Raw genomic sequence first — 25244 nt, 5'->3', positions numbered from 1 at the left:
AGCCGTCCAATTGACCGTTTCTATCGTATAAACACGCTGTACCCCGCGCGCAGGGCCGATATAATGCGGCCCTTTGCCGTCGCTTCGTCTGTTGACGTTTCGAACAGGCCTTTGGCCGCAGCCTCCGTGGAAGAACCTAATGAAAAGCGCAGAAATCCGTGAAGCCTTCCTTCGCTTCTTCGAAGAGCAAGGCCACACCCGTGTAGCCTCCAGCTCTTTGATTCCGGGCAACGACCCAACCCTGCTGTTCACTAACGCGGGGATGAACCAGTTCAAGGACTGCTTCCTGGGCCAGGAAAAACGTGCGTACACCCGTGCGACCAGCAGCCAGAAATGCGTGCGCGCCGGTGGCAAGAACAGCGACCTGGAAAACGTCGGTTATACCGCTCGTCACCACACGTTCTTCGAAATGCTCGGTAACTTCAGCTTCGGTGACTATTTCAAGCACGACGCGATCACCTTCGCCTGGACCTTCCTCACCGGCGTGCTGAAACTGCCGAAGGAAAAGCTCTGGGTTACCGTCTACGCCTCCGATGACGAAGCGTATGACATCTGGACCAAACAGATCGGTGTGCCGGTCGAGCGCATGATTCGCATCGGCGACAACAAAGGCGCGCCGTACGCTTCCGACAACTTCTGGACCATGGGCGATACCGGCCCGTGCGGCCCATGCACCGAGATTTTCTACGATCACGGCGACCACATCTGGGGTGGCCCACCGGGCTCGCCGGAAGAAGATGGCGACCGTTACATCGAGATCTGGAACAACGTGTTCATGCAGTTCAACCGCACCGCCGATGGCGTGTTGCATCCGTTGCCAGCGCCGTCGGTCGACACCGGCATGGGCCTGGAGCGGATCAGTGCGGTGATGCAGCACGTCAATTCCAACTACGACATTGACCTGTTCAAGAACCTGCTGAAGGCCTCGGCTGAAGCCATCGGTTGCGAGAATGGCGACCAGTCTTCGCTGAAAGTCGTTTCCGACCACATTCGTTCGTGCGGTTTCCTGATTGCCGACGGCGTGCTGCCGTCCAACGAAGGCCGCGGTTATGTGCTGCGCCGGATCATTCGTCGCGCCTGCCGTCACGGCAACAAACTGGGCGCCACTGGCAGCTTCTTCTACAAGATCGTTGCGGCACTGGTTGCCGAGATGGGCGAAGCCTTCCCGGAACTGAAGAAGCAGCAGAGCAACATCGAGCGCGTGCTCAAGGCCGAAGAAGAACAGTTCTCCAAGACCCTGGAGCACGGCCTGAAGATCCTCGAGCAGGATCTGGCAGAACTCAAAGGCACCGTGGTGCCAGGCGACGTGGTGTTCAAACTCTACGACACCTACGGTTTCCCGATGGACCTGACCGCGGACATCGCCCGCGAGCGCGGCCTGACCGTTGACGAAGTCGGCTTCGAGCGTGAAATGGAAGCCCAGCGTGTTCGTGCGCGTTCGGCCAGCTCGTTCGGTCTGGACTACAACACGCTGGTCAAGGTTGATGTGGCCACTGAGTTCACCGGCTACAAGGACACCAGCGGTTCGGCAAAAATTGTCGCTATCTATAAAGAAGGCAAGTCGGTCGACGTCTTGAATGAAGGCGAAGAGGCGGTGATCGTGCTGAACCAGACGCCGTTCTACGCTGAATCCGGCGGCCAGATCGGCGACTGCGGTTTCCTTCAGGCGGGCAACGCGCGCTTCGACGTGCGCGACACCACCAAGACCGGCGGCGCCTTCCTGCACCACGGTGTGCTGGACTCGGGCAGCCTGACCATTGGCGCGCCAGTGGAAACCCACGTCGATGCCGAGGTGCGTCATGCCACTTCGCTGAACCACTCGGCCACCCACTTGCTGCACGCTGCACTGCGTCAGGTTCTGGGTGAGCACGTTCAGCAGAAAGGCTCGTTGGTGGACAGCCAGCGCCTGCGTTTCGACTTCAGCCACTTTGAAGCGATCAAGCCTGAGCAAATCAAAGCGCTGGAAGACATCGTCAACGCCGAGATTCGCAAGAACTCCGCGGTTGAAACCGAAGAGACCGACATCGAAACCGCCAAGAACAAAGGCGCCATGGCGCTGTTTGGCGAGAAGTACGGCGACAACGTGCGCGTGCTGAGCATGGGCGGTGATTTCTCCGTCGAGCTGTGCGGCGGTATCCACGCCAACCGTACCGGCGACATCGGCCTGCTGAAAATCATCAGCGAAGGCGGTGTGGCTTCGGGCGTGCGTCGTATCGAGGCAGTCACCGGTGCTGCGGCACTGGCCTACTTGAACGCTGCTGAAGAACAACTCAAGGAAGCGGCCAACCTGGTCAAGGGTAGCCGCGACAACCTGATCGACAAGCTGTCTGCCGTGCTGGAGCGCAACCGCGCGCTGGAAAAGCAACTGGAGCAATTGCAGGCCAAGGCTGCCAGCGCCGCTGGCGACGATCTGTCGAACTCGGCAGTCGACGTCAAAGGCGTGAAGGTTCTGGCCGCGCGTCTGGATGGTCAGGACGGCAAGGCGCTGCTGGCGCTGGTCGATCAGCTGAAAAACAAACTCGGCCGCGCAGTGATCCTGCTCGGCAGTGTCCATGAGGAAAAGGTCGTACTGGTTGCAGGCGTAACCAAAGACCTGACTGGCCAACTCAAAGCCGGTGATTTGATGAAACAGGCTGCTGCGGCAGTGGGCGGGAAGGGCGGTGGTCGTCCGGACATGGCGCAGGGCGGCGGTATCGATGCCGGCGCGCTGGATGGCGCACTGGCGCTGACCGTTCCATTCGTCGAGCAGGCTTTATAAGACGGCCCGTCGAGCCCGCAGTCTAGTGGCGGGCCCGGCGGCTGTTCGAGTGATTATTGGGCGCCCTTCATGGGCAGAGGCGGCTTTGAAATGGCTTTGATCGTACAGAAATTTGGAGGCACCTCGGTCGGCACTGTCGAGAGAATCGAGCAGGTCGCCGACAAGGTTAAGAAATTCCGCGATGCCGGCGATGACCTGGTGGTTGTGCTGTCTGCAATGAGCGGCGAAACCAACCGTCTGATCGATCTGGCCAAGCAAATCAGTGGCGAGGCTCAACCGGTTCCGCGTGAACTGGACGTGATCGTTTCCACCGGTGAGCAGGTGACGATTGCCCTGTTGGCCATGGCGCTGATCAAGCGCGGTGTGCCGGCGGTGTCGTACACCGGTAATCAGGTGCGGATCCTGACGGACAGTGCGCACAATAAAGCGCGTATCTTGCAGATTGATGACCAGAAGATTCGCGGTGATCTGAAAGCAGGTCGCGTGGTGGTTGTCGCCGGTTTCCAGGGCGTCGACGAGCACGGCAACATTACCACCCTCGGTCGCGGCGGTTCCGACACCACGGGTGTGGCACTGGCGGCAGCGCTGAAAGCCGATGAATGCCAGATCTACACCGACGTCGATGGTGTCTACACCACCGACCCGCGTGTGGTGCCGGTCGCTCAGCGTCTGGACAAGATCACTTTCGAAGAGATGCTGGAAATGGCCAGCCTCGGTTCCAAGGTGTTGCAGATCCGTGCGGTGGAATTCGCCGGCAAGTACAACGTACCGCTGCGCGTACTGCACAGCTTCAAGGAGGGTCCGGGCACCCTCATTACTATTGATGAAGAGGAAACCATGGAACAGCCGATCATTTCCGGCATCGCTTTCAACCGCGATGAAGCCAAGCTGACCATCCGTGGCGTGCCAGACACCCCCGGTGTGGCGTTCAAGATTCTCGGCCCGATCAGTGCCGCGAACATCGAAGTCGACATGATCGTGCAGAACGTTGCGCACGATAACACCACCGACTTCACCTTCACCGTGCACCGCAACGACTACCAGGCCGCACAGACCGTGCTGGAAAACACCGCTCGCGAGATCGGTGCCCGGGAAGTGGTAGGCGACACCAAGATTGCCAAGGTCTCGATCGTCGGCGTCGGCATGCGTTCCCACGCAGGCGTGGCCAGCCGCATGTTCGAATCCCTGGCAAAGGAAAGCATCAACATCCAGATGATCTCGACTTCGGAAATCAAGGTTTCCGTGGTGATCGAAGAGAAGTACCTGGAATTGGCTGTGCGCGCGCTGCACACGGCTTTCGAACTGGATGCGCCTGCCCGTCAGGGTGAGTGATTCCGCTTCACTGAAGGGCGCGGTTTGACCGCGCCCTTTATTTTTTGAATGGCGCGAGCCCTGAACTGTTCTTTTGCTCGCGCTGGTCAATACTCAGGCATGTAGGGCTACGATCGCTCCGGTTGTAGGTCGGGTGCCTTTTTTTTGCAGACTGTTGTCCCTGAACTGAATTGCGTGAGGAGAAAGGTATGCTGATTCTGACTCGTCGGTGCGCAGAAAGCCTGATTATCGGTGATGGCGAAATCACCGTGACCGTGCTCGGCGTTAAAGGAAATCAAGTGCGCATCGGTGTGAACGCTCCGAAAGAGGTTGCTGTGCACCGTGAGGAAATTTACCTGCGTATAAAGAAAGAGAAGGACGAAGAACCAAGCCATTAATTTTTATCGATTTTTATGTTTGCAAACGGGGAAAAGGTTGGTTAAGATACGCCCCGTGTTGCGGAGAGCTGGCCGAGTGGCCGAAGGCGCTCCCCTGCTAAGGGAGTACACCTCAAAAGGGTGTCGGGGGTTCGAATCCCCCGTTCTCCGCCATTATTTGCTTAGTACGTTGTAATCTGGCTTTTTCGGTAAGTTGTTGAAATTTATAGAAAAAGTGGTTGGAATAGAGATTAGACGGGCTATAATGCGGCGCAACAAAATGCACTCGTAGCTCAGCTGGATAGAGTACTCGGCTACGAACCGAGCGGTCACAGGTTCGAATCCTGTCGAGTGCACCATTTAAGAGTTGGTTGCAGTAATGCAAGTAACTTGGCTTCAGCCAGTTGTGGTCTGGTCTAAAAACACAAAATGCACTCGTAGCTCAGCTGGATAGAGTACTCGGCTACGAACCGAGCGGTCACAGGTTCGAATCCTGTCGAGTGCACCATATACCGAAAAGCCCGCGTTTAACGCGGGCTTTTTGCTGTCCGGGATTTGGCTTTTCCTTTCACGCATCCTCTCTCATCAAAATCGACTTGAGCACTTCGGCCTCGCTTGAGGTCATACCGGTAGCTCGTGGTCGATGTCCGAATGTTGACCTTGTCCGGTTTGCCCAGCGCGCTCTCGACATCCTGCTGACTCATGCCGGCAATGATGCGGCGATTGATGATCGCTTCCCGGCGTTGCCTGGCGTCGATCAGATTTCCGCATTGATCTTCTGTGCGACCAACAACGCCTGGTTCTCGGCCATTGGTTTTCATAGCGGATATTTCTTCGTGGTTGTGCTCCGGCATGATCGCCACGACCGATCCGGGCAGGTAAGGGTGAACTTCCTGCACGGAGCGCCGTTCGCCGCTCGCGCAACTCATTGATGTGAACGTGATGCTGCCGTCAGCGGCCTCGCAGCGGTGAAGGGTGGTGGCGGCCCCGGCGGGTGGCAGGCAGAGCAGGCTACTCAATACAAAACGGGATGTTTTCGATGGCATTCGACGTCCTCCATGACGATCTATGCTCAAGGGTAGTCGCTACATTTTTCACTGCCCGTGTGTTTTCTTTTCAGGATGAGTCGTCGCATTTGCATGGATCAGGAGAGCGCTCAGGTTTGTTTCGCAAGCGCTTGTTTCGGCCACGATTTTTTAACGTTTAAAACCGTCAGGCGGTGTATCATTGCGCCCGTCAGCCCCGCCGGGGCTTATGGAAAACCTCCATGGACTTACCCAGTAGTTACTCAGTACCTCGTTTCACCAATCATGAATTGACTGATTGATCCTTCCGGCGTGCCCCGCTGCTGGGAGTGGAGTTCGCCTATGTCTGAAATCGAAGTAAAGAAAACACAGGAAAGCCTGCAGGATCGCCTGGCTCAAGTCGTTGAGCTGCTGCAGCGCCAACGGGTCGTCGAAGACCTGACTCATCGCCAGGAAGGCGCGCATCACGACCGGGTTGAAAACCTGGTTCACCGGCAAAATCTCGTCGAGCTGCAACGCAAGCTCGATGATCTGCACTCCGCCGACGTCGCCTACATTCTCGAAGCCTTGCCGCTGGACGATCGTCTGACGCTCTGGCAACTGGTCAAGGCTGACCGCGACGGCGACATTCTTCTCGAAGTATCCGATTCGGTCCGTGAAACGCTGATCGCCGACATGGACGATCACGAGCTCCTGGCGGCCGCCAGGGACATGGACGCCGACGAACTTGCTGACCTGGCCTCCGAGCTGCCGCGAGACGTCGTCCATGAGCTGATGGAGAGTCTGGATAACCAACAGCGTGAGCGCGTGCGATCGGCCTTGTCCTATGACGAGGAGCAGGTCGGTGCGCTGATGGACTTCGAGATGGTGACCATTCGTGAGGATGTCAGCCTCGAAGTGGTTCTGCGCTATCTGCGTCGTCTCAAAGAGCTTCCCGGCCATACCGACAAACTGTTTGTGGTCGACTACGACGGCGTGCTCAAGGGCGTACTGCCGATCAAGCGTTTGCTGGTCAACGACCCGGACAAACAGGTTGCTGAAGTCATGGCCAGCGATCCGGTGAGTTTCCACCCGGACGAAGATGCCTACGACGCCGCTCAGGCGTTCGAGCGTTACGACTTGATCTCCGCCCCGGTGGTCGACAAGAACGGCAAGCTTATCGGCCGTCTGACCATCGACGAAATGGTCGACCTGATTCGTGAGGAGAGCGAAAGCGAAGTCCTCAACATGGCGGGTCTGCGTGAAGAGGAAGACATCTTCGCGTCGGTGTGGAAATCGCTGCGTAACCGTTGGGCGTGGCTGGCGGTCAACCTGATTACCGCGTTCGTTGCGTCCCGGGTGATCGGCCTGTTTGAAGGTTCGATCGAGAAGCTGGTAGCGCTCGCGGCGCTCATGCCGATCGTGGCGGGTATCGGTGGCAACTCCGGTAACCAGACGATCACCATGATCGTGCGTGCCATGGCGCTCGACCAGGTCAGCACCGGCAACACGTCGCGTCTGATGCGCAAAGAGTTGGCGGTCGGGCTGATCAATGGTCTGGTCTGGGGCGGGGTCATCGGTGTGGTCGCCTACCTGCTTTACGGCAGCTGGTCGCTGGGCGTCGTGATGACTGCGGCAATGACCCTCAACCTGTTGCTGGCGGCGTTGATGGGGGTATTGATCCCGATGACGCTGGCGAAGATGGGGCGCGACCCGGCAATGGGGGCCAGCGTCATGATCACTGCAATGACCGACAGCGGTGGTTTCTTCATCTTCCTGGGGTTGGCGACGATCTTCCTGCTCTGATTCGCTGCAATGCAAAAGCCCGCCGAATGGCGGGCTTTTTTGTGCCTGTCTGATGGGTGATTGGTAACCTGTGGCGAGGGGGTTTATCCCCGATGGACTGCGCAGCAGTCCCTTTTTTTGGGCCGCTTCGCAGTCCATCGGGGGATAAATCCCCTCACCACGAATGTGTGCCTGGCGGCTAACGTGTCAAATCGCAGGCAAAAAAAAGCCAGCACTTATGCTGGCTTGAGCTGTTCGGTGTGGCTCAGGACGCGTCTGCGGCCATTTCAGCGTCGTGGGCGATCAAGGACACCAACGCGTTCTGCTGACGGTGAGACAGTTGACGGAAGCGTTGCAGCAGCTCGCGCTCGTGCAACGACAGCTCCGGGCTGTCCAGACGCATGCTCAGCTCTTCGCCCAGTGCGCCTTCCTGAATAAGACTCTGCTCAAGGCGCGCAATGATCTCGGAGTTCATGCTGCGATGATGATTGCGAGCCACCTCGGCAATGCGTTCACGCATTCCGTCTGGCAGACGTACGACAAACTTGTCAGCCGTACGGCTGGAATAAATTGCCTGTTTCAATGGGCGCATATATTTAACCGGTTAGTTCAGGGGAGCGGTTCTCGGAATTGGCCGCAGGATGTGTGGTAGGACAAGCATCCGCGCCAAATGGTTCAACCTGAATTGTTAAGAGGCCGGCATCATGCCTCAAAATTGCCAGATCATTGGCGTCAATTCTGTGACAAATATTGAGCCGGGTAAAGGCGTAATGCCAGCACCAATTATCAGAAATGCGGACTGGTTTGAAAACTTTGCCTTCACCCGCATGACTGACCGCTTCCAAGTGCACATCAGTTGATGTCCGAAGACCTCAGAACGTGCATGCTATGCGGCTTTCGATCCTTGTTCCTTACCTGTACAGGATAGTGGCAATTTGCCGATTTACTAGCGCTGAAGCATGCCGGAGGGCGTTTTCAAGATGGATGGCAGGCTTATTTATCTGATGGGACCGTCCGGCTCAGGCAAGGACAGCCTGATTGAGGCCGCCCGTGAGCCACTTCGTGCGTTGAACTGCGAAGTGATGCGTCGAGTGATCACGCGCTCAGCGGAATCGGTGGGCGAGGACGCAATTGGCGTGACGCCAGAAGAGTTCGAACAGTGCCAGCGGGCAGGCGATTTTTCCCTCGCCTGGCAGGCCAATGGCCTCGCCTATGGCATTCCCGCACAAATGGACGAGTGGTTGAAATCCGGGCGACATGTGTTGGTGAATGGTTCTCGCGCCAACCTGCGGCAGGCACTTGAGCGCTATCCGACACTGCTGCCGGTTTTATTGACGGTGAAGGATGAGGTCTTGCGTGAGCGACTGCTCAGACGGGGCCGCGAGACGCTGGAGCAAATCGACGCGAGACTGGCCCGCAATACGCTGTTCAAGGACAGACGATCAAGTGATGAGCCCGTCCACCTGATCGATAACTCGGGCGCCCTGGCAGACGCCGTCAATCAACTGCTGGAATGGATAAAAATCAACGCAACACCGGATCAAATTTGATCTTGCGCCCGGCGACCAGCGCCAGCACGAACAACACCGCAAACACGCCACAACCAACCAGGGGCAGGGTGATTTCGGTTTCCTCGAACAGCGAAAAATGCACAACGCCACTCAATAAGGCGAGGATCAGAAATCCTGCTGCTGATTTGGACATGCTGTACTCCTGAAAATATTTCAAAAAACCAGACGTTCGGAAACGTGTGCTGACATTGCCTGCTGCGGCTCGCTGACCGCTTGAGGCGCGAAGCTCCGCTCGTTCAACACCGCCAACTGCGGCGCTCGTTGTACCTGCAAGTAATGCGGCATGCGTTGGGCGACCGGCTCGGCGCGCTCTGGAACAAAGTGAGTACCGACCAAAACCGTCAATGCGATTGCGTTTGCAAGCAAGAGAGTGCTGTTCATGGCGCGGTGCTCCGATTGTTCTTCTATGGAACAGACAAAGCAGCCGTCGTGCCAACAGTCTAACCGCTGTTAAGTCCTTTAAAAACAAGCATTTGGCAGGGTTTTTCGGATTGACGAGGTTGCACTCTGCAATGATGGCGTTTTGCGGTAGTGCAAAATGCACGGTAAAACTTCCCGCAGCATTGCAGGGCGCCTGCCTACACTTAAAAAGCCCTACGGACGACATGACAAATCGGGGCCCTGCCGTTAACATGCACGCCGTCCGTCGCGTGGCGTTCAGCCGCGACAACCCCGTGTCTCAGTAGCTCAATTGGATAGAGCATCCCCCTCCTAAGGGGAAGGTTGGCAGTTCGAACCTGCCCTGGGACACCATATTATTCCGGCCTTGTCTGGCCATTCTTCTGACGGCTACTGATCTGCAACAGCAGCGTGGCTGCAGAAGGAACAAATAAAGCCTCTTTCAGGATGATCCGGAAGGGGCTTTTTCGTATTCGCGGCTTAAGGATGATGCCAATGGATGGCCTGAAAATATTCTTCGTTGCGTCGCTAGGGTTTTTATCGCTGAGCCAGACGCCGCTATCCTTCGCGGATAACGTCAACGGAAAGAATCTTTATTCGCAGCGATGCGCCATGTGCCACGGCGGCGATCTCAAGGCATCAGGCCCCTTGGCGAAAAAAAGCAATCCACCGACGCCCGATCTGACAACCTCGGCTTTCAAACAACGCCTGAAGGGTTATCCGGGCGTTATCGTGTCATCCGTCATTCTTCGCCCAAACGGGGACTTGATCCCCAGAACATTGCGCGAGAACGCTGTGAAGGTGCCGCCGCACGTTTGGACGGTTGAGGATTTTCGCGATCTGAATCAATACATGACGGCTGTGATTGCAAAAAGTCGATGACGTTCAGATGAAAAGAGCCCCGCACGGATTCATCTGTCGGGGCTTTTTCATGGGGCAGGCGTCAGGGCTATTCCTCAGCACCACCTCCGGGTTTGCTGATGGACGTGCTGATCGTGGTCATGCGCCGACGTCCATTGACCTTGTAATCGCGCTCCTGGTCTATCGCGCCTGGCTTGCGCAGAGTCACTTGCGCATACAGGCCATCCTTTGCGCTGTAGGTGCCGAACCAGTTATTCAGTCGCGCAATAAAGCATTCGCTACCGATGATCACCGGGAAGTCGGCGACTTGCTCGATGGCGTAATAGCCTGCGCCGTAACCGTAATATTCCTCGCTGTCGGTGGCGGACGGAGGAATCGGGCACATGGGCTTTCGCTCTTGCCCGGTGTCGGAGGTTTCTTCCTCGACTGTAGCCAAGCCTTGGGTGAGTGCCCGGTGTAGGTCTGGTTTCAGTTTATAAGTGCTTTTGTGCTGATCATCAGGCTGAGTGCGAGGGATGCTGAGTTGATAGCGATAACGAACCGTCAGCTTGGGCACCAAGTGATTCGGTTGCCACGGACTGAGCAGGTAGATGTTATCGACGCCGTACCAGCTGTCACGATAGGCGGCGTAGACCTTGCCGCGAAGGCTGATCCAGTTCACAGACTGGTTGGAGCCACGCTCGTTGAGGGAGTAGAGGGAGCCGCCAATGGATTCGCCGTCGGACGCCTGGGTTCTGCGGGTGAACCGGTCGCCATCACGGTGAAAGATTTCCACGAACGTGAACAGGCCGGTGCCACCGGTGTAGGTCTGAACGATAAGGTCGCGTTGCCCGTCATTGTCCAGATCCAGCAGGGTGAACGACGTTGGGCCCTGAGCAGTTTCAGCCTCGAAGTCCGTGGCGCTCAAAGCTTTCCACTCGTCGGGGGAAACACCCTTGGGGATGCGCTTAGGGATGTGGGTTTTATCAGAGAACTGATCGTCGTCAGGCTCTGAGGAAAACAGCGTCTCAGGGCTTTTTATCGTCAGTGAAGCGAGCGTCCGTTCCAGAGCAAACTCCGGATCATTTTGACTGGCCGCCTGAATACGCTTTTGCAGATCATCCAGTACCTCTTTGTCGACGCCGGTCGGCTGCTGGGCGACAACTTCAGCCCACTGCGCCTGCAAACTTTTCAGCTGTTCGCGATAACGCTGATCCAGGCACGAAACATCCTCAGCGCACTCATTTCGCGTTTTCAACCAAAGCCGTTGCGTGCTCTTCAGTTGCGCTCGAGTCTCGACGGAAGCCTTCATCAGATCCCGATAAACCTCGCCCATCTGCGTATCCAGTTCATACAAAGCGGTATTGGCACAAATAGTCTTTTCGACGGCGTTCGCCGCTTTTGTGCAGTCCATTCCGGTCGCCATGGCGTGCTGGATAAACAGCAGCGCACAAGCGGACACGATGTAGCGTCCTTTGAGGTACACGAGGTCAGCCTTGTAGTGGGAAGTTGCCAGGCGCGCAGGGTAATCGCTGCGCAAGGAATCTTGAAGCGTGCGCTTCAGGGATCGGCACTTCTGGCCGATAACCCGAACGGCTCTTGCAATCTCATCGGCCGCGTGTGAAATCGCTTGATAGCATTTGGCCTCCAGCTATCATCTGCGCGCCTGAAAGTTGCCTCGGTTCATCTACTTCAATTGCCTGGAAATCCTCGATGCTGTCGTATCACCAAAAGAGTTTTCTGATCGTCGATGATTTCTCGGATTTCCGCAGTTCCGTGCGCTCGATGCTGCGTGAGCTTGGGGTCAAGGACGTGGACACCGCCGACACCGGCGAGCAGGCGCTGAAGATGTGCGCGCAGAAGTCCTACGATTTCATCCTGCAGGATTTCCACCTCGGCGACGGCAAGAAGAACGGTCAGCAGGTGCTGGAAGACCTGATGCTGGAAAAGCTCATCAGCCATGAAGCGGTGTTTGTCATGGTCACCGCCGAAACCAGTCAGGCGATGGTGCTCAGTGCCCTGGAACACGAGCCGGATGCCTACCTGACCAAACCGTTCAACCGCTCAGGCCTGGCTCAGCGGCTGGAGCGTCTGGAGCAGCGCAAGACGTTGCTCAAACCGATTCTGCAAGCCCTCGACCGTGGCAAACCGGTCGAGGTGCTCAACGCCTGCATCGCCCTGTGCAAACAGGACATTCGCTATTCGCCGCTGTGCCTGCGCTATCGCGCCGATGCCTTGCGCGATTTGAATCAGAACGAAGCGCTGGAACGCCTCTACGACAGCATCATTGCTGATCGGCCATTGCCGTGGGCGTTTGCCGGGTTGGGCAAGTTGCTGTTCAAGCGCGGACAAGTGGCGCAGGCCAAGGGCGTTTATGAGAAGGCGCTGAAGGTGTTCCCGATGATGCCGGCGCTGTACGACGGCATGGCCGATGTGCTGGTTTCCGAGGGCGATACCAAAGGCGCGCAACGGGTGCTGGAAGAGGCGATTCGGTTGTCGCCGCTGGCGGTGCGCCGGCAGGCGTTGCTCGGTAAGCTGGCGATGGCCAACGAAGATTTCGACACCGCTTCGCGGGCTTACCGCCAGGCTGTATCGCAGGGCGCTCAGTCGCGTTTCAAGGACCCGGAAAGCAACTTGGGCCTGGCCCATGCGCTGATCAGCAAGGGCAGCGAGCGCGGTCTCGATACGCGCACGCGGCTGGAGATCAACACCACCCTCAGTGCGGTGGCCAAAGAGAACCCGAGCGACCCTGGTTTGCAGATTCGCGCGCGTTTGATGAAGGCCACCAGCCTGTTGCTCAACGACGCCGAAACCGCCGACAAGCTCACCGAGCAGGCGCTGATGCGTCTCGACGGCATGGAGCAGTTCATGAGCCCGGAAGCGGCGCTGTTGGTCGCCAAGCAATTGCAGATGCTCGGTCAGGCCGAGGCGGGCACTTCGATGCTCAAGAGCTGCGCGGAAATTTACGGCGACGATCCGGCGGTGATGAAAGACATCGCCAAGCTCACCGATGACCCGACTATCCTCAGTTCCAGCAACGCTGCCGCCGACCTCAACCGTCAGGGCGTGCGCGTGTACAAGACCGGCAACCTGGTGGAGGCCCGCGAGGTGTTCCGCAAGGCGCTGAAGATGCAACCGAAGAACATCAGTATCGCGCTGAACATGGCCCAGTCGCTGCTGCACGGCACCGACACCAGTGTGCCGTCGGCGGAGCTGGAAGAATGTCGGGCCTGCCTGAAAATGGTCGGCCTGATGCCCGACACCGACGCGCGTTTTGCGCGTTATCAGAAGCTGAAAAGCAAGGCGTTTGGCGAATGAACCAAGACGAGCAATCTCTGGATTTTTCCACGGTGATCGCCTCCACCGTCCACGACATGAAGAACTCCCTGGCCATGCTGATGCAGGCCCACAGTCAATGGCTGGCGCGTTTGCCCGAGGGGCAGCGCAATGGCGCGGAGCAGGGCGTGATCGACTTCGAATTTGCCCACCTCAACGGCATGCTGGTGCAGTTGCTCGGGCTGTATAAGCTCGGCGTCAACCAGATGCCGTTGCAGCCGGCGTATCACGAACTGGATGATTTCATCGAAGCGCAACTGGCGGCGCATCAAGAGGTGTTCGCCAGTCGCGGGATCATTGCCACTTATGAAGTTGATCCGCTGAGTCCGCTGGGATTCTTTGATCGCGAACTGATCGCCTCGGTGCTCGGTAACTGCATCAACAACGCGATTCGTTATGCTCGCGAATCGTTGCTGATTACCGTCAGCGACGAAGCCGGGCAACTTGTGCTGAGCATCAATGATGATGGCGACGGTTATCCGCCCGAGATGCTCGAACGTCAGGCCGATTACGTGCAAGGCATCAATCACAGCAGTGGCAGCACGGGTCTGGGCTTGTATTTCGCCCACCGCATCGCCGCACTGCATCAACGCAATGGCGTCGAAGGGCGTACCGAAATCAGCAATGGCGGCCCGTTGGGCGGCGGGGTGTTTAGCCTTTATTTACCGTGACGCGGGATTTTGTTTGACGCTGCTTGATATTCCGAACAGCCGGAGCCTATTTTGTACGGGTCGCCGTTCGCGGCTCGCACAATAACAAGGATTGCGTCATGACAACCGATGGCCAGCGTTCACTCGCACAGCGACTGACCGGCATTGATGAGATTGAATGTGTTACGCCGGATTTGAACGGCGTACCACGGGGCAAGGTGATGACCGCCGAGGGTTTCCTCGAAGGGCGGCGTTTGCAGTTGGCGCGGGGTGTGCTGCTGCAATGCATCATGGGCGGTTATCCGGCAGCGCGGTTTTACGGCAGCGATGACGGCGATCTCGCTCTGATTGCCGAACCGACCCAGATCCATCGTTTGCCGTGGAGTGATGACCCGCGTGCCCTGGCCATTTGCGACGCCGATGAATTGACTGGCGAAAGCTCCAATCTGTCGACCCGTGGTCAACTCAAGAAAGTCATCGCCCGTTATGCCGAGCGAGGCCTGGCACCGGTGGTGGCGACCGAGCTGGAATTCTTTGTCTTCGCGCCGAATACCGATCCGACTCAACCGTTCCGTCCACCAGTGGGCCTCGATGGTCGTCGCGAGGATGGCCAGTCGGCCTTCAGTGTCAGTTCCAACAACGGACTGCGGCCGTTCTTCAACGAAGTCTATAAATGCATGGCGGCCCTCGGCCTGCCGCGCGATACCTTCATGCACGAAATGGGCGTCAGCCAGTTCGAGATCAACCTGTTGCACGGTGATCCCCTGTTGCTGGCCGACCAGACTTTTTTGTTCAAGCACCTACTCAAAGAAGTTGCGCTCAAACATGGCCTGACCGTGGTGTGCATGGCCAAGCCACTGGCGCACACGCCGGGCAGTTCGATGCACATTCACCAGAGCCTGGTCGACATCGCGACCGGCAAGAATGTCTTCAGCGATGAGCGTGGCGAACCGACCGCAATGTTCCGCCACTTCATCGGCGGACAGCAGGCCGGCATGGCGGATTTCACCGCGCTGTTCGCCCCGAATGTGAACTCCTACCAGCGCCTGTGCCATCCGTATGCGTCGCCGAACAATGCTTGCTGGTCCCACGATAACCGTGCGGCGGGATTGCGGATTCCTGCGAGTTCGCCGGTTGCCCGTCGGGTCGAAAACCGTTTGCCGGGCGCCGATGCCAATCCGTATCTGGCCATCGCCGCCAGTCTGGCCGCCGGTTTGCATGGCATCGAACATGAGCTTGAGCCGAGCGAAGCGATTCAGGGTGAATTCGAGGTGCCGGACAATCTTGCACTGCCGTGTACCTTGCATGCCGCGCTCGAGCGTCTGAAACGTAGCCAATTGGCGAGGGAACTGTTCGGGCAGGAGTTCATCGAAGGCTACATCGCTTCGAAGACCATGGAGTTGACCAGCTTCTTTGATGAAATCACTCCCTGGGAACGACGTGTTCTAGCAGCCCAGGCCTGACGTAACGTCGCCATCGGGCTATCGTTCTGGTAGCCCGATATTTACTGCAAGGAGCCGCTCGGAACGCCGATGCGCCAAATCTGGAAATCCTTTCGAGCGCTGTATTTCGCCTCGCTGATGATGTTGATCGGCTCGGGCCTTCTATCTACTTACCTGGCGTTGCGCCTGGCCGCTGACCATGTTGACGGACTGTGGGTCGGTGCGCTGATGGCGGCCAACTATTTCGGTCTGGTGCTGGGCGGCAAGATCGGCCACCGGTTGATCGCCCGGGTCGGGCATATCCGCGCGTATTCGGCGTGTGCCGGGATTGTCGGCGCGGCGGTGCTTGGCCATGGTCTGGTGGATTGGTTGCCAGCGTGGCTGGTGCTGCGGACCATTGTCGGTCTGGGCATGATGTGCCAATACATGGTGATCGAGAGCTGGCTCAATGAGCAGGCTGACGCCAACCAGCGCGGCCTGGTGTTCAGTGGCTACATGATCGCTTCGTATCTGGGGCTGGTGTTGGGTCAGTTGATTCTGGTCATGCATCCCGGCCTAGGGCTGGAACTGCTGATGCTGGTCGCGCTGTGCTTTGCGCTGTGTCTGGTGCCGGTGACGCTGACCCGGCGTATTCACCCGGCACCGTTGCATCCGGCGCCAATGGAGCCGCGCTTCTTTATCAAGCGCGTGCCGCAATCGTTGAGCACGGTGCTCGGTGCGGGGCTGATCATTGGCTCGTTTTATGGTCTGGCACCGTTGTATGCCTCGCAGCAAGGTTTGTCGACCGAGCAGGTCGGTCTGTTCATGGGTAGCTGCATTTTTGCCGGACTGCTGGTGCAGTGGCCTCTGGGCTGGTTGTCAGACCGTTACGACCGCGCGCTGCTGATCCGCTGCTTTGCCGGGTTCCTCGCAGTGGCGGCGTTGCCATTGGCGATCCTGCCGCAGGTGCCGCTGGAAGTGCTGTTTGTGGTCGGCTTCCTCTGTTCGCTGGTGCAGTTCTGTTTGTATCCGCTGGCCGTGGCATTTTCCAACGACCACGTCGAAGGGGATCGCCGAGTGTCGCTGACGGCGATGCTGCTGGTGACGTACGGAGTCGGTGCCAGTATCGGTCCGCTACTGGCGGGTGTGCTGATGAAGTTTCTCGGCAGCCAGAGCCTGTACGCGTTCTTCAGCTTCTTCGCGCTGGTGCTGGTGTGGCGGATCCGTCCGAAAGCCGTTACCAACCTGCATCAGGTCGACGATGCACCGCTGCATCACGTCGCGATGCCGGACAGCATGTCGAGTTCGCCGCTGGTGGCTGCGCTGGATCCGCGTGTTGATGAGCAGGTGGTGCAGGAGCAGATGCAGAATACGGTGACGCCGGAACCTGAGCCCGAGCCAGAACCTGAGAAAGAACCTGAGTCTGAGGTGGTAGCAGGCCCGGATGACGATAGCGAAAAAACCGCGCCGGATATCAGTGGTGCCAGGCCTTAACGAGCGCCGACGGAATTCCCCTGTGGTGAGGGGATTTATCCCCGATGGGACACGAAGTGGCCCCGACCCGGGCTACCGGATTTCACTGATACAGCGCATTGAATGGTTTTGAGGGCGCTTCGCACCCTATCGGGGATAAATCCCCTCGCCACAAGTAATCATTCGGAATCGGGTATTTTGTTGGAAATAAAAAGGGCTGTCCCGCCAAGGACTGCCCTTTCTATTTATGCCGATGCGTTCGATTCAGAGATCGTCTTTATCGAAGCGCCGGGCTTCACGCTGCAACTGATAAACGAAACGCTCAACGTTGCGTGCAGCCTGGCCGCTGATGTTGTGGAAGCGCAGGCCGGCGAAGGTGATGTTGAGTTTTTCTTCGAAGTGCAGATACCGCAGTTCAACCGAAGCCGGCTGGTTGCCGAACAGCGGCGGGGCGATCATGCGGTCGTAGACCTGGCCCAGTTGCAGGCGGTCAGTGATGTCGCCTTCGAAACGCAACTTGCAGCCAGTGGCGGAAATATCCAGCAACTTGCCGTTGATCGGCGCCTTGAGCTTCTCGCCGCCCAGTTCGACGCTGACCAGATCGGTCAGTTTCAGTGCGGCGCGGAAAGCGTTACGGCGCTGGTGGTAAACCACCTCGGTCGGTAGCTCGCCGGTATAAAAGCGGTCACCGTCGGACTCTTCGATGTTCAGCGTGCCGGTGCATTCCCAGGCAATGCGTACGCCTTCATGGAAACCTTCGACCCTGAACGGTTCGCCGGCGAGCAGGAAGCGTTCGCCATCGCGCGGGATCATTTCGTCGAGGGCAATCGAGGCGCTGTCGCGGTCGACTTTGATCAGGTAGCTCTGGAAGCGCTGGCTGCGTTCGTGGAACGTGATGATCAGCGGGTCGTGGCTATCTTGCAGTTGGCGCAGGTTGCTGGAGATTTCCAGTGGCGTGGTGAGCACCTTTGGTGGCTGCGGAGCATCATCCGCGCTTAGGGCGTTTGGCACGTTTTCTCAATCTCCAGACAAAATTTGACGATGGCTAGCCAGCATTTTGCCAGCATGTTTCACGGGTTGGTAGTGCGGGCCCGTCGAATGGCTCACGCCTGGCTGAGCGTACGTGGCTTGGCAGGTTTGGCGAAAGTGCCGCTGGCGTCATACAGCGCTGGCGGTTCGCCGCCGGTGAGGATTTTCAGCTGATTGGCCGTGGTGGCCTGCTGGATCTGGATCGATTGGCCATTCTTGACGTTGGCGGCCTGGCACTGAGCGATAAGATCGGTCAATGCGTCACCTTGCGTCAGCAACTGCGCGCCGATGCTCGACTGGCTGGCCAGTTGCTCGAGACCTTGGCGATCCGTCGACAGGCCAAGGCTGGCGAGAATTTCGCTGCGTTTGCGGCCATGCTGTTCAAGCAGAATGATCAACGCCTGTTTGCGCGCCAGAATTTCTTCCAGCAGTGGCATGTCACGACCGTGCAAGGCGAGGGACTCGGTTTGCAGTAACTCCAGCAAATCTTGAGCTGGAGCAAAGTCGTCGTTGATCAGTTGCAGTAAGTTAGTGTCGTGCATGGCTGGCCTTGGGTTTTAAGCGTCCAAAAGCCTGGCGCCGGCGAAAGCCTAGCGCTGGGCTTCGAAGTTGAGCAGTTTGCTGGCTACACGGTTGCTGTCGACTTTATAGCTGCCATCGGCAATCGCGGCTTTCAACTCAGCCACACGGGCTTTGTCGACAGCAGGCTGATCGCGCAGCTTGTCAGTGACCTTCTGCAACTGTTGAGCCTCATTACTGAGGTGTACCGATTCCCCGCTTTTTACGGTGCTGGCCGTTTCGGCCGGGGTATTCAGCGGCGCCGAAGTGCCGGTTTCGGCGGTTTCCTTGGCGTTGCTGGTACGTGTACTGCCCGTAAGGGACGAGGAGCTGTTCAAACGGCTGAAATCGATGACCATGATAAAAAACCTCTGGGAATTTGGACGCTTGCCATGTTTTCGGCCATCCCCTGGAAAACTTTAGGCTCATTTGCCAATGAGTCTGCATGCGCCGTCGCGTGTCCTGCTGCGGCACAGTTTAGGGAAGCGACGGGGTCCGCGCCAGTTTTCTCATGAGTGTTTTACATGGCGACTTCCACCTGGCCCGGCGCGGTGACTTGCGCCTTGATGACGCGTTGGGAGTTGAGGTTTTTCACCCGTATCTGTTCTTTCAAACCGCCATTGGCCAGTGCTTCGCCGGGCATGCGCACGGCAAGCGTGCCGCTGCGGGCGGTGATGACCACTTGATCGCCCTTGCGCACGACTTCTGCCTGTTCGAGGTGGACCAGGGTAATGACCTGATCGGCGACCGTTGGTCGGGTTAATTTTTGCCCGATCGCTTCGTCTACCGAGGTCAGAAAACCTTGATTGATCACGCTGATGTCGCGTTCACGCAAGGTCACATCCTGCGGCTCGATAATCCCGGCGCGTTTGAGTGGTCGGGTGGTGGTCACAATCTCGCGAAACAGGCGGACTTGAGCGGGCACGAACACGGTCCAGGGCGAGCTGCCTTCACAGCGAACCTTGACGGTTACCCGGCCCAGCGGACGTGCCGGACTCTCCAGCGACGCTGTCAATTCCTTGTCGCACATAGGCATGCGCATACGGGGGTCGAGCTGGTTGACTTCGATTTCGTAACGGCCTTCCGTTTGACTGGTAGCCAGATAGTCTTCTACGGTGAACTCAAGAAAGCCCTGAGTGACGCCGATAAGCATGTCAGGCAAGGTAACCGCATCAGCAATGGCAGGGCTGCCAGCGAAAAAGAAGCAAACGGCGGACACCGCGCAAAGCCCTCTGCGAAGGGGAGATGTCAGGCGTCGAAAAAATGTCGTTTGAGCGTTCATACGAGTTAAAAAGCAAGCGCCGTGCCGTTTAGCAATGAATGTGCGTCGCAACAACACTTGGCGTTGGTGTAGGAGTCTGGGCATGGCTGGTGTAATGGATTCGGTGAACCAGCGCACGCAACTGGTAGGGCAGAATCGCCTGGAGCTGTTGTTGTTCCGTCTCGACGGTCAGCAGCTCTACGGCATCAACGTGTTCAAGGTGCGGGAAGTGCTGCAATGCCCGTCACTGACGTTGATGCCCAAGTCCAGTCCTGTCGTGTGCGGGGTGGCGAATATCCGGGGGGCGACCATTCCGATCCTTGATCTGGCAATGGCCACCGGCTCGGGTGCGTTGAAAGACAAGAAAAACCCGTTCGTGATCATCACGGAGTACAACACCAAGACCCAGGGTTTCCTGGTCCGCTCGGTGGAGCGCATCGTCAACATGAACTGGGAAGAGATTCATCCACCACCCAAGGGTACCGGTCGCGATCATTACCTGACCGCTGTGACTCGGGTGGACAATCAGTTAGTCGAAATCATCGACGTCGAGAAAGTGCTGGCGGAAGTCGCACCGACGCCGGAAGCGATTTCGGTCGGCGTGGTCGATGTCGAGACCCAGACCAAGGCGTTGTCGCTGCGGGTGCTGACGGTCGATGACTCGTCGGTGGCGCGCAAGCAGGTCACGCGTTGCCTGCAGACGATCGGCGTCGAAGTGGTGGCGTTGAACGACGGCAAGCAGGCGCTGGATTACCTGCGCAAGCTGGTCGACGAGGGCAAGAAGCCGGAAGAAGAGTTCCTGATGATGATCTCCGACATCGAGATGCCGGAGATGGACGGGTACACCCTGACGGCGGAGATCCGCGGCGACGCGCGCATGCAAAAGCTTCATATCATCCTGCATACTTCGTTGTCCGGGGTATTCAATCAGGCGATGGTCAAGAAAGTCGGTGCTGATGACTTCCTGGCCAAATTCCGTCCTGATGACCTGGCATCCCGGGTAGTCGACCGGATCAAAGCAGCAGATATCAGCTAGGGGCCTTTTGCCCCTGGCGGTCAACACGATTTAAGAGGCGGCATCATTGTCTACGGGTAATTTGGATTTCGAACAGTTCCGGGTATTCCTGGAAAAAGCCTGTGGCATTTTGCTCGGTGAAAACAAGCAGTACCTGGTCTCGAGCCGTCTCAACAAACTGATGGAGCAGCAAGGCATCAAATCCCTGGGTGAGCTGGTACAGCGCATCCAGACCCAGCCGCGCAGCGGTTTGCGCGAGCAGGTGGTCGATGCCATGACGACCAACGAAACCCTGTGGTTTCGTGACACCTATCCGTTTGAAGTCTTGAAGAACAAGGTGCTGCCCGAGGCGATCAAGGCCAGTCCCAACCAGCGTCTGCGGATCTGGTCGGCGGCGTGCTCGTCGGGTCAGGAACCGTATTCGCTGTCGATGTCGATCGACGAGTTCGAGCGCAGCAACCTCGGTCAGTTGAAGATGGGCGTGCAGATTGTTGCGACTGACCTGTCCGGCCTCATGCTGACCAACTGCAAGACTGGCGAGTACGACAGCCTGGCGATCGGTCGCGGTTTGTCGCCGGAACGCCTGCAGCGTTACTTCGACCCGAAAGGGCCGGGGCGCTGGGTGATCAAGGCGCCGATCAAGAATCGGGTGGAATTCCGCTCGTTCAACCTGCTCGACAGCTACGCAAGCCTGGGCAAGTTCGACATCGTGTTCTGCCGCAACGTGCTGATCTACTTCTCCGCCGAGGTGAAGAAAGACATCCTGTTGCGCATTCACAGTACGTTGAAGCCGGGCGGTTATCTGTTCCTTGGCGCTTCCGAAGCGCTGAACGGTTTGCCGGATCATTACCAGATGGTCCAGTGCAGCCCGGGGATCATTTACCAGGCGAAGTGATTGCATCGGCAACACAAAAAAACGGGAAGCTCTAAAGGCTTCCCTTTTTTTATGCCTGGCGTTCAAGCTGGAATCACCGCAAAACCCTGTGGGAGCGGGCTTGCCCGCGATAGCGCCATGTCAGTCGATTTAAATTAACCAGACATACCGCCATCGCGGGCAAGCCCGCTCCCACAGGGTTCAGTGTTGGCTGATAGAACGCAGGCAAGCGGCAGAAAAGCGGCATGCGGCGGAAACCGGTTGCCGCTTTTCTGGCATTGCCGCTTTGCCGGCACGGCGCAAGCCCCCGGTTTTCGGGCGTTTCTCGCATTGGCACGGCGCTTGCTAAAGCTCAGTTACGAAAAACCGGTCACCCGAAGGTTCCCGACATGAGCATCAGCTTCGATAAAGCGCTCGGCATTCACGAAAAGGCTCTTGGCTTCCGCGCCCAGCGTGCCGAAGTCCTGGCGAACAACATCGCCAACGCCGATACCCCGAACTACAAGGCTCGGGATCTGGACTTCTCCAAAGTGCTTGAAGCACAGACCCAGAAGAACGCCAACGGCACCATCGCCCTGAACATGACCAACAGCCGTCACATCGAGGCTGAAGGTCTGGGCAATGGCGACGAATCGCTGCTGTATCGCACGCCGATGCAACCGTCGATCGACCAGAACACCGTGGACGCTCAACTGGAACAGTCGAACTACGCGGAAAACGCCGTTGGCTTCCAGGCCAGCTTCACCCTGCTCAACAGCAAATTCAAAGGGCTGGTGTCAGCCCTGCGCGGAGAGTAATCCATGTCCCTGTCCAGCGTTTTCAACATTGCCGGCAGCGGCATGAGCGCACAGACCACGCGTCTGAACACCGTGGCCTCGAACATCGCCAACGCCGAGACCGTCTCGTCGAGCATCGACCAGACCTATCGCGCCCGTCACCCGGTGTTCGCCACCATGTTCCAGGGTGGCCAGAACAGCGGCAGCAACTCGCTGTTCCAGAGCCAGGATGCCGCCGGTCAAGGCGTGCAGGTGCTCGGCGTGGTCGAAGACCAGAGCAATCTCGAAGCGCGTTACGAGCCGAACCATCCGGCCGCCGACGCCAAGGGCTACGTCTACTACCCGAACGTCAACGTGGTGGAAGAAATGGCTGACATGATTTCCGCGAGCCGGTCGTTCCAGACCAACGCCGAAATGATGAACACCGCCAAAACCATGATGCAGAAGGTGCTGACCCTCGGTCAGTAATAAGGGGCGACTGTCATGAGTGTTACCGATTCCACCGGCTCCCTGAGCCTGAAGGACATCCTGGCGAACTCCTCGAAAAAAACGAGCAGTACGACCACGGGTGGCATCGCCTCGGCCACCAACAGCGCCACTGGCGGCAAGGCGCTGGGCAAGGATGCGTTCCTGCAACTGCTGGTTACCCAGCTGAAAAACCAGAACCCGCTCGATCCGCAAGACAACAGCGCGTTCGTTGCGCAGTTGGCGCAGTTCAGCAGCCTGGAAGGCATCACCACGCTGAACTCCACCGTGAGTGGCCTGGCCGGCAACTACAACTCTTCGCAAGCGTTGCAGGCATCTTCGCTGGTGGGTCGCAACGTGATCGTGCAGACCAATAGCGCGCAACTCGATGATCCGAGCAAAGGCCTTACCGGTTCGTTGAACCTGTCGACGTCCATCGCTGGCGGCACCGTGACCGTTACCGACAAGGATGGCAAAGCCGTACGCGTCATCGATCTGGGCAGTCGCGCGGCCGGCAACGCCAGCTTCACCTGGGATGGCAAGGACAAGGACGGCGCGCTGGTGCCTGCCGGAACTTACACCTTCAAGGCCAGTGCGCCGATCAATGGCACCGCGACGGACCTGGCGACCTATCTGCCAGCCACGGTCAGCAGCGTGACCATCAGCCAGACCGGTGGCGAGCTGATGCTCAACCTCGCTGGCAAGGGCACCGTTGCCCTGTCCAAAGTACAAACCATTGGTATATAGAGCCGATTAACCGGCACAAAGGAGTGGAATATGTCTTTCAATATCGGCCTTAGCGGTCTCTATGCAGCCAACAAGCAACTGGACGTGACCGGCAACAACATCGCCAACGTCGCGACCGCCGGTTTCAAATCGTCCCGTGCAGAATTCGAAGACGTTTACTCGGCCACTCGCCTGGGTAGCGGCAGCAAAGTGATCGGTAACGGCGTGCGCCTGGCCAACGTTTCTCAGCAGTTCACCCAGGGTGACATCAACAACACCGGTAACGTGCTGGACATGGGCATCAACGGTTCCGGCTTCTTCACCATGAGCAACAACGGTTCGATTTCCTATACCCGTGCCGGTACGTTCAAGGTCGACAACGCCGGTTACATCACCAACACCGACTACACCTCGCGTCTGCAGGGTTACGGTGTGGATGCCAACGGCAAGATCATCAACGGCGTATTGACCGACCTGAAGATCGATACCTCGAACCTGGCGCCGAAGTCGACTTCCCTGGTGACTTCGAGCATCAACCTGAACTCGAAGGCACCGGTGATCGTTGATACGGGCGCCACCGCCGTCAAGTTTGATCCGAGCAAGCTTGAGACATACACCAAGAGCTTCAGCACCCCGATCTATGACACGCAGGGCAACTCGCACGTCATGGATCAGTACATGGTCAAGACTGGCGAGAACACCTGGAAGGTTTACACGTTGGTAGATGGTCGTAACCCGGATGCAGCCGGTAGCGATCCAACCAAGGTCGATCCGGTTGCTTCGACACTGACATTCGATTCGTCCGGCAACTTGCTTCAGGTCAGCACGCCAAATCCGGCGGATGCCACGAAGCCGATCATCAGCAGCGACCTGACGCTCAAAGGCTGGGTACCGGGCAACGTGATCAACGGCGCCTTTGTGCCTAACGGCGCAGCGGCGAACACGAAGGGCGTGACCATTTCGATGGCCAAGACCACTCAGTACAACGCTGACACCGCGCGTTCGATCCCGACTCAGGATGGTTACGCCACTGGCCAGATCACCAACCTGACCATCGACGGCACCGGTACGTTGTTCGCCAACTTCAGCAACAACCAGAGCAAGGCCATCGGCCAGGTTGCGTTGGCGAGCTTCACCAACGAACAGGGCTTGCAGGCGATTGGCGGTACCAGTTGGAAGGAGACTTTCGCTTCGGGTATCCCGGGTTACGATGCGCCGGAAACCGGTACTTTGGGTTCGATCGCGTCTAACTCGCTGGAAGAGTCGAACGTTAACCTGACCAATGAGCTGGTTGATCTGATCAAGGGTCAGAGCAACTATCAGGCGAACGCGAAGACTATTTCGACTCAGAGCACCATCATGCAGACCATCATTCAGATGACCTGAGTCGGGTTTTTGGTTGTTCAAGGAGCCCCTCTTTTTGAGGGGCTTTTTTTTGGGGTGGGTTTTGGGTTTTGGGGGTATATCCGTTGCTGCGGGTGTTGCTGATTAGGGTTCCGCCCTTACGGCGGGTCACTTTTTCCAGACGCCGAAAAAGTAACCAAAAAGGCTTTACCCTGACGTACGGCCCTCGCTGTGGCTCGGGTTCCTTCGCTGCGGGATCGATCCGGGGGGC

The 25244-nt window shown here is 57.8% G+C and carries 25 protein-coding genes and 4 tRNA genes; 20 read left to right on the top strand and 9 right to left on the bottom strand.

Translation table 11 applies throughout. The annotated features are described in order from the left end of the window. Nucleotides 1-139: 139 nt before the first annotated feature. The 6 genes from alaS to ACVVH8_RS22330 all read left to right on the top strand — a co-directional run bounded on the left by alaS (nt 140) and on the right by ACVVH8_RS22330 (nt 4954). Complete coding sequence (alaS, locus tag ACVVH8_RS22355; protein ID WP_475226390.1) at nt 140-2758, top strand: alanine--tRNA ligase; 2619 nt, start codon at nt 140-142, stop codon at nt 2756-2758. Nucleotides 2759-2848: 90 nt separating this feature from the next. Further along, nucleotides 2849-4090: an aspartate kinase gene (locus ACVVH8_RS22350; RefSeq protein WP_016773595.1), complete on the top strand. Its 1242-nt coding sequence runs from the start codon at nt 2849-2851 to the stop codon at nt 4088-4090. 188 nt (nt 4091-4278) lie between these two features. After that, the gene (gene csrA / locus ACVVH8_RS22345) at nt 4279-4467 is read left to right on the top strand and encodes a carbon storage regulator CsrA (protein ID WP_002554426.1); all 189 of its coding nucleotides are present in this window, start codon (nt 4279-4281) and stop codon (nt 4465-4467) included. A 62-nt stretch (nt 4468-4529) separates the two neighbouring features. Then, nucleotides 4530-4620 (top strand) — tRNA-Ser (locus ACVVH8_RS22340). Nucleotides 4621-4728: 108 nt separating this feature from the next. Next, nucleotides 4729-4805 (top strand) — tRNA-Arg (locus tag ACVVH8_RS22335). A 72-nt stretch (nt 4806-4877) separates the two neighbouring features. Next, nucleotides 4878-4954 (top strand) — tRNA-Arg (locus tag ACVVH8_RS22330). 19 nt (nt 4955-4973) lie between these two features. On the opposite strand, the gene ACVVH8_RS22325 is transcribed toward ACVVH8_RS22330, so the two are convergent. Continuing rightward, nucleotides 4974-5492 (bottom strand): cell envelope protein SmpA, encoded by a 519-nt coding sequence (locus ACVVH8_RS22325; RefSeq protein WP_475226387.1) that lies wholly within the window; start codon nt 5490-5492, stop codon nt 4974-4976. A 321-nt stretch (nt 5493-5813) separates the two neighbouring features. On the opposite strand from ACVVH8_RS22325, the gene mgtE reads away from it, so the two are divergent. Further along, entirely contained in the window at nt 5814-7256 is a 1443-nt protein-coding gene (gene mgtE, locus ACVVH8_RS22320; protein ID WP_103304077.1) for a magnesium transporter, read from the top strand. Nucleotides 7257-7500: 244 nt separating this feature from the next. Here mgtE and ACVVH8_RS22315 read toward each other — a convergent pair whose 3' ends face one another. Beyond that, on the bottom strand, nt 7501-7827 hold the full coding sequence (locus tag ACVVH8_RS22315; protein WP_003178899.1) for an Arc family DNA-binding protein: 327 nt from the start codon (nt 7825-7827) through the stop codon (nt 7501-7503). A gap of 388 nt (nt 7828-8215) precedes the next feature. Here ACVVH8_RS22315 and phnN point away from each other — a divergent pair, with 388 nt between their 5' ends. Further along, a complete protein-coding gene (gene phnN, locus ACVVH8_RS22310) occupies nt 8216-8785 on the top strand; it encodes a phosphonate metabolism protein/1,5-bisphosphokinase (PRPP-forming) PhnN (protein WP_475231218.1) in 570 nt (189 codons plus the stop codon). Here phnN and ACVVH8_RS22305 read toward each other — a convergent pair. Both ACVVH8_RS22305 and ACVVH8_RS22300 read right to left on the bottom strand, forming a co-directional pair. Continuing rightward, a complete protein-coding gene (locus ACVVH8_RS22305) occupies nt 8760-8939 on the bottom strand; it encodes a PA3371 family protein (protein WP_103304098.1) in 180 nt (59 codons plus the stop codon). The genes phnN and ACVVH8_RS22305 overlap by 26 nt on opposite strands. A 20-nt stretch (nt 8940-8959) precedes the next feature. Further along, entirely contained in the window at nt 8960-9187 is a 228-nt protein-coding gene (locus tag ACVVH8_RS22300) for a hypothetical protein (RefSeq protein WP_475226384.1), read from the bottom strand. A gap of 295 nt (nt 9188-9482) precedes the next feature. Here ACVVH8_RS22300 and ACVVH8_RS22295 point away from each other — a divergent pair. Together ACVVH8_RS22295 and ACVVH8_RS22290 are read left to right on the top strand one after the other, a co-directional pair. Next, nucleotides 9483-9559 (top strand) — tRNA-Arg (locus tag ACVVH8_RS22295). Between the two features lie 141 nt (nt 9560-9700). Continuing rightward, nucleotides 9701-10087 carry a c-type cytochrome gene (locus ACVVH8_RS22290; RefSeq protein WP_475226382.1) on the top strand — a complete coding sequence of 129 codons (387 nt, stop codon included), beginning with the start codon at nt 9701-9703 and terminating at the stop codon, nt 10085-10087. Between the two features lie 67 nt (nt 10088-10154). Here the strand turns inward: ACVVH8_RS22290 and ACVVH8_RS22285 are convergent, their stop codons facing one another. After that, complete coding sequence (locus ACVVH8_RS22285; protein ID WP_475226379.1) at nt 10155-11531, bottom strand: lysozyme inhibitor LprI family protein; 1377 nt, start codon at nt 11529-11531, stop codon at nt 10155-10157. 227 nt (nt 11532-11758) lie between these two features. Here ACVVH8_RS22285 and ACVVH8_RS22280 point away from each other — a divergent pair, with 227 nt between their 5' ends. The 4 genes from ACVVH8_RS22280 to ACVVH8_RS22265 all read left to right on the top strand — a co-directional run bounded on the left by ACVVH8_RS22280 (nt 11759) and on the right by ACVVH8_RS22265 (nt 16946). Beyond that, the gene (locus tag ACVVH8_RS22280; RefSeq protein ID WP_103304079.1) at nt 11759-13363 is read left to right on the top strand and encodes a tetratricopeptide repeat-containing response regulator; all 1605 of its coding nucleotides are present in this window, start codon (nt 11759-11761) and stop codon (nt 13361-13363) included. Then, nucleotides 13360-14052: a sensor histidine kinase gene (locus ACVVH8_RS22275; protein WP_401303638.1), complete on the top strand. Its 693-nt coding sequence runs from the start codon at nt 13360-13362 to the stop codon at nt 14050-14052. The genes ACVVH8_RS22280 and ACVVH8_RS22275 overlap by 4 nt, the downstream gene beginning before the upstream one ends. Before the next feature lie 200 nt (nt 14053-14252). Then, a complete protein-coding gene (locus ACVVH8_RS22270) occupies nt 14253-15494 on the top strand; it encodes a glutamine synthetase family protein (RefSeq protein WP_475231216.1) in 1242 nt (413 codons plus the stop codon). Between the two features lie 69 nt (nt 15495-15563). Then, a complete protein-coding gene (locus ACVVH8_RS22265) occupies nt 15564-16946 on the top strand; it encodes an MFS transporter (RefSeq protein ID WP_475226377.1) in 1383 nt (460 codons plus the stop codon). Between the two features lie 243 nt (nt 16947-17189). Here the strand turns inward: ACVVH8_RS22265 and ACVVH8_RS22260 are convergent, their stop codons facing one another. The 4 genes from ACVVH8_RS22260 to flgA form a co-directional block, all read right to left on the bottom strand. Further along, on the bottom strand, nt 17190-17936 hold the full coding sequence (locus tag ACVVH8_RS22260) for a flagellar brake protein (protein WP_103304083.1): 747 nt from the start codon (nt 17934-17936) through the stop codon (nt 17190-17192). 92 nt (nt 17937-18028) lie between these two features. After that, on the bottom strand, nt 18029-18496 hold the full coding sequence (locus ACVVH8_RS22255; protein ID WP_103304084.1) for a flagella synthesis protein FlgN: 468 nt from the start codon (nt 18494-18496) through the stop codon (nt 18029-18031). 48 nt (nt 18497-18544) lie between these two features. Then, a complete protein-coding gene (gene flgM, locus ACVVH8_RS22250; RefSeq protein WP_103304085.1) occupies nt 18545-18871 on the bottom strand; it encodes a flagellar biosynthesis anti-sigma factor FlgM in 327 nt (108 codons plus the stop codon). 161 nt (nt 18872-19032) lie between these two features. After that, nucleotides 19033-19794, bottom strand: a complete 762-nt coding sequence (flgA, locus tag ACVVH8_RS22245) for a flagellar basal body P-ring formation chaperone FlgA (protein ID WP_103304086.1) — start codon at nt 19792-19794, stop codon at nt 19033-19035. An 82-nt stretch (nt 19795-19876) separates the two neighbouring features. On the opposite strand from flgA, the gene ACVVH8_RS22240 reads away from it, so the two are divergent. From ACVVH8_RS22240 to flgE, 6 genes are all read left to right on the top strand, one after another. Beyond that, entirely contained in the window at nt 19877-20809 is a 933-nt protein-coding gene (locus ACVVH8_RS22240; protein WP_103304087.1) for a chemotaxis protein CheV, read from the top strand. A 46-nt stretch (nt 20810-20855) separates the two neighbouring features. Then, the gene (cheR, locus tag ACVVH8_RS22235; protein ID WP_103304088.1) at nt 20856-21683 is read left to right on the top strand and encodes a protein-glutamate O-methyltransferase CheR; all 828 of its coding nucleotides are present in this window, start codon (nt 20856-20858) and stop codon (nt 21681-21683) included. A 368-nt stretch (nt 21684-22051) separates the two neighbouring features. Beyond that, entirely contained in the window at nt 22052-22459 is a 408-nt protein-coding gene (gene flgB, locus ACVVH8_RS22230) for a flagellar basal body rod protein FlgB (RefSeq protein ID WP_053122819.1), read from the top strand. A 3-nt stretch (nt 22460-22462) separates the two neighbouring features. Then, the gene (gene flgC, locus ACVVH8_RS22225; RefSeq protein WP_003227217.1) at nt 22463-22906 is read left to right on the top strand and encodes a flagellar basal body rod protein FlgC; all 444 of its coding nucleotides are present in this window, start codon (nt 22463-22465) and stop codon (nt 22904-22906) included. Nucleotides 22907-22921: 15 nt separating this feature from the next. Continuing rightward, on the top strand, nt 22922-23650 hold the full coding sequence (gene flgD, locus ACVVH8_RS22220; protein WP_315448668.1) for a flagellar hook assembly protein FlgD: 729 nt from the start codon (nt 22922-22924) through the stop codon (nt 23648-23650). Between the two features lie 30 nt (nt 23651-23680). After that, nucleotides 23681-25015 (top strand): flagellar hook protein FlgE, encoded by a 1335-nt coding sequence (gene flgE, locus ACVVH8_RS22215; RefSeq protein ID WP_103304090.1) that lies wholly within the window; start codon nt 23681-23683, stop codon nt 25013-25015. The last annotated feature ends 229 nt before the right edge of the window (nt 25016-25244 follow it).

This window comes from Pseudomonas trutticola BRTCR10 (assembly GCF_056155105.1).
This window is presented reverse-complemented; position numbering and strand designations above follow the sequence as displayed.